The sequence below is a fragment of the Kineococcus vitellinus genome (genome assembly GCF_009906315.1).
GTDB classification, from domain to species: Bacteria; Actinomycetota; Actinomycetes; order Actinomycetales; family Kineococcaceae; genus Kineococcus; species Kineococcus vitellinus.
The window spans coordinates 1-4,164 of sequence record NZ_JAAALL010000348.1 but is presented as its reverse complement, the minus strand read 5'-3'; the positions used below and the strand labels follow the sequence as shown (position 1 = coordinate 4,164).

Sequence of the window (4,164 nt, the reverse complement as noted above, 5' to 3'; positions counted from 1 at the left end):
CACCCCGACCACGACCCCCGCGGAGGCCGCCCTGTGACCGCACTGACCTCCGCCCCCACCCGCGAGGCGCGCATCCTCGGCGTCGGCGCCCACCGGCCGCCGCGCGTCATCGACAACGCGGAGGTGTGCACCTGGATCGACTCCTCCGACGAGTGGATCCAGCAGCGCACCGGCATCAAGACCCGCCGCTGGGCCGCGCCGGACGTCTCGGTCGTCGACATGAGCGAGGACGCGGCCGCCAAGGCGCTCGCCGCGGCCGGGCTGACCGGCTCCGACGTGGACGCCGTCGTGCTGGCGACCGTGTCGCACCCCTACCAGACCCCGGCCGCCGCCGCGGTGCTCGCGCACCGCCTGGGCGCCACCCCGGCCGCCGCCTTCGACATCTCCGCCGGCTGCGCCGGCTTCTGCCACGGCATCGCCCTGGCCGCGGACCTCGTGCGCGGCGGCACCGCCCGCAACGTCCTCGTCGTGGGGGTCGACAAGCTGTCCGACTTCACCGACAAGCACGACCGCTCCACCGCGTTCCTGTTCGCCGACGGGGCCGGGGCGGCCGTCGTCGGCGCCTCCGACGAGGTCGGCATCGGCCCCACCGTGTGGGGCTCGGACGGCGGGCAGGCCGACGCCATCAAGTCGAAGTTCTCCTGGCTGGAGCTGCGCGCCGGCGCCGGGCAGGTCGTGGCCGCGGAGGCGGCGATGGCCGCCGAGGCGCCCGGTGCCGCCGAGGCCGCCGCGCAGGACGGCGCGAGCGCCCCGCACGACGGCGAGCGCTGGCCCTACCTGGAGCAGCAGGGCCAGTCGGTCTTCCGGTGGGCCGTGTGGCAGATGGCCCCGGTCGCCCAGGCCGCCCTCGACGCGGCCGGCGTCACCGCCGAGGACATCGACGTCTTCGTGCCGCACCAGGCCAACGCGCGCATCATCGACGCGATGGTCAAGCAGCTGGGCCTGCCCGAGAAGGTGCACGTCGCCCGCGACATCGTCGACATGGGCAACACCTCCGCCGCCTCCGTGCCGCTGGCGATGGAGCGCGCGATGGCCGACGGCGACGCGCCCTCGGGCGGCCTGGCGCTGCTCATCGGCTACGGCGCCGGGCTGTCCTACGCCGCGCAGGTCGTGCGGCTGCCCTGACCGGGGCCCTCGGATCCCCTGGGTCGCACGCCGCGCCCAGGCCGCTTGCGGTGACCGGACCGGTCACCCACCAGATGGAGGAGCAACGCATGGCCAGTGAGCAGGAGATCCTCAGCGGTCTCGCCGAGATCGTCAACGAGGAGACGGGCCTGCCCACCGACAGCGTCCAGGCCGACAAGTCCTTCACGGACGACCTGGACATCGACTCGCTGTCGATGATGACCATCGTCGTGAACGCCGAGGAGAAGTTCGGCGTCCGCATCCCCGACGAGGACGTCAAGAACCTGCGCACCGTCGGCGACGCCGTCGCCTACATCTCCCAGGCGCAGGGCTGAGGACGCACCACCGCACGACCCAGCAGTTCGCCGTCAGAGCTCGAGAAGGAGCTGACCGACCATGACCATGACCACGACGGGAACGTCGCGCCGCGTCGTCGTCACCGGGATGGGAGCGACGACCCCGATCGGCGGTGACGTCCGGTCGTCCTGGGAGGCCGCGCTCGCCGGGCGCTCCGGCGCGCGCCCCATCACCGACGACTGGATCCACGAGCACGAGCTGCCGGTGACCTTCGCCGCGCAGGCCGCCGTCCGCGCCGACGCGGTCCTGGAGCGGCGCGAGGTCAAGCGGCTGGACCCCTCCCAGCAGTTCGCGGTCATCGCGGCCCGCGAGGCCTGGGCCGACGCGGGCACCCCCGAGGTGGACCCGCTGCGCCTGGCCTCGGTCGTGGCCACCGGCATCGGCGGCATCTGGACCCTGATGACGGCCTACGACACGCTGCGCGAGAAGGGCGCCCGCCGCGTCCTGCCGCTCACCGTCCCGATGCTCATGGCCAACGGCCCGACGGCGTCCATCAGCCTGGAGTTCGGCGCCCGCGCCGGGGCGCACACCCCGGTCAGCGCGTGCGCCTCCGGCGCCGAGGCCCTCGCCTACGGCTTCGACCTCATCCGCAGCGGGCGGGCCGACATGGTCATCGCCGGCGGCACGGAGGCGGCCATCCACCCGCTACCCATCGCCAGCTTCGCCTCGATGCACGCCCTGTCGCGGCGCAACGAGGACCCCGCGCGCGCCTCGCGGCCCTTCGACACCGCCCGCGACGGCTTCGTCCTGGGCGAGGGCGCCGGCATCGTCGTCCTGGAGGCGGAGGAGCACGCCCGCGCGCGCGGGGCCCGCGTCCACGCCGAGCTGCTGGCCGCGGGGCTGTCGGCGGACGCCCACCACGTCGCCGCCCCGGAGCCGGAGGGCGCCGGGGTCGCCCGGGCCATCGGCGACGCGCTGCGGCAGGCGGGCCTGCAGCCCTCGGACCTGACCCACGTCAACGCGCACGCCACGTCGACCCCGGTCGGCGACGTCGCCGAGGACAAGGGGCTGCGGCTGGCGCTGGGCGACGCCGTGGACGGCATCGCGGTCTCGGCCACGAAGTCCATGACGGGGCACCTGCTGGGTGCGGCCGGCGCGGTGGAGAGCATCTTCACCATGCTGGCGCTGCGCGACCGGATGGCCCCGCCGACCATCAACGTCGACGACATCGACCCCGAGGTCAGCCTCGACGTCGTCCGCAAGGACCCCCGGCCGCTGCCCGGGCAGGGGCGGCTGATCGGGCTGAACAACGCCTTCGGCTTCGGCGGCCACAACGTCAGCGTGGTCTTCGCCTCGGCCTGAGGCGCCGGCACGCAGCAGGGCCCCGCACCGTCGACGGTGCGGGGCCCTGCTGCACGTGCGGAGCGGGTGCGCCCGGCCCGGTGCGGCCGCTCAGCCGACCTGGTGCAGCCAGCGCACGGGGGTGTCGTCGCCGGCGTGCCGGAACGCCTCCAGCTCGCTGTCCCACGCCTCCCCCACGGCCAGCGACAGCACGCGCCGCGCGGCCTCGGGGTCGGCCACCGGGCTCTGCAGCAGCTCCAGGGCGGCCCGGACGCGGTCCTCGGGCACCTGGACGTTGCCGTGGACGTCGGTGACGGCGTGGAAGATGCCGAGGGCGGGGGTGTGGCTCCAGCGGCCGCCGTCGCAGCCCTGGGAGGCCTCCTCGGTGACCTCGAAGCGCAGGTGCGACCAGCCGCGCAGCGCGGAGGCGAGCAGTGCCCCGGAGCCCTGCGGCGCCTGCCAGGAGTACTCCGCGCGCAGGCAGCCGGGAGCGACCGGCTGGCTCGTCCAGTCGAAGGACGCGCGCACGCCGAGGACACCGCCGGCTGCCCACTCGATGTGCGGGACGAGCGCTCGCGGTGCGGAGTGCACGAAGAGCACACCGCGAGTCGTCGCACCGGACATGCCGTTCTCCTCTGCGTCGGTTGAGGGACGTCTTCCCCAACGGCCTCACGCACACAGAGCGACGGAAAGTGGTGTTCTGACTACTTGGCGTGCCTTTCGTACGGCGACATCATGCCGCACGCCACCACGCGCACACCAGCACCAGCGCGATCCCTGCACAGCGTGTCGCGCATCGTGACGCCGTCGTGACGCCGCGGTGATCCGCACGCACCGCTCAAGGACGGCCCGCGCGGTGCCGATGCAGGAGCGGGACCAGTGCAGCGAGCGGCCGGCCGGGCGCCCGCCCCGACAGGTGAGAGGACCCCGTGGACGAGCAGCCGAACCGCACCGCCAGCCGCGCCGCCGCGGGCGAGATCTCCGAGGTCATCCGCCCCGCGGCCATCGTGCCCGAGGAGGCCGCCCGCTCCGTGCTCGTCGAGCTGGCCCTGCGCGACGTGCAGAACGGCGGGGTCTGGCAGGCCGGCCCCTCGCTGTGGAGCCGCTACGACCGCCCGTGGAACGGGCCGGAGAACGCCGCCGGCGCCGAGCTCATCGGCCGCATCCACGTCGCCTACGGCACCCCCACCAAGTACGAGATCACCGTCTACCGCGTCACCGTCACGCTCTTCGGCAGCCAGCTCGGCTGGAGCGTGGAGTCGCTGTGCGACGAGGCCCTCGGCCACGGCGGCCTGCGCCTGCAGGACTGCCCCCGCGCCACGCTCGCCGCGCCCCCGCCGCCCTTCCGGGGCTGACCCGCGCCGCGGGTGCCGCGATCCGGTGACACCATCTCCTGGTGCC

Annotated in this window: 5 protein-coding genes; 4 read left to right on the top strand and 1 reads right to left on the bottom strand. The window is 74.6% G+C overall.

Annotation, left to right across the window (positions count from 1 at the left end):
* Positions 1 to 33: 33 nt before the first annotated feature.
* The 3 genes from GTQ99_RS20565 to GTQ99_RS20555 all read left to right on the top strand — a co-directional run bounded on the left by GTQ99_RS20565 (position 34) and on the right by GTQ99_RS20555 (position 2,784).
* Positions 34 to 1,125, top strand: a complete 1,092-nt coding sequence (locus tag GTQ99_RS20565; RefSeq protein WP_166617565.1) for a beta-ketoacyl-ACP synthase 3 — start codon at positions 34 to 36, stop codon at positions 1,123 to 1,125.
* An 89-nt stretch (positions 1,126 to 1,214) separates the two neighbouring features.
* Positions 1,215 to 1,460 carry an acyl carrier protein gene (locus GTQ99_RS20560; protein WP_166611561.1) on the top strand — a complete coding sequence of 82 codons (246 nt, stop codon included), beginning with the start codon at positions 1,215 to 1,217 and terminating at the stop codon, positions 1,458 to 1,460.
* A gap of 61 nt (positions 1,461 to 1,521) precedes the next feature.
* Positions 1,522 to 2,784: a beta-ketoacyl-[acyl-carrier-protein] synthase family protein gene (locus tag GTQ99_RS20555; protein ID WP_166617564.1), complete on the top strand. Its 1,263-nt coding sequence runs from the start codon at positions 1,522 to 1,524 to the stop codon at positions 2,782 to 2,784.
* 90 nt (positions 2,785 to 2,874) lie between these two features.
* Here the strand turns inward: GTQ99_RS20555 and GTQ99_RS20550 are convergent, their stop codons facing one another.
* Positions 2,875 to 3,387, bottom strand: a complete 513-nt coding sequence (locus tag GTQ99_RS20550) for a DUF3145 domain-containing protein (protein ID WP_166617563.1) — start codon at positions 3,385 to 3,387, stop codon at positions 2,875 to 2,877.
* Positions 3,388 to 3,692: 305 nt separating this feature from the next.
* On the opposite strand from GTQ99_RS20550, the gene GTQ99_RS20545 reads away from it, so the two are divergent.
* On the top strand, positions 3,693 to 4,118 hold the full coding sequence (locus tag GTQ99_RS20545; RefSeq protein ID WP_166617562.1) for a hypothetical protein: 426 nt from the start codon (positions 3,693 to 3,695) through the stop codon (positions 4,116 to 4,118).
* The last annotated feature ends 46 nt before the right edge of the window (positions 4,119 to 4,164 follow it).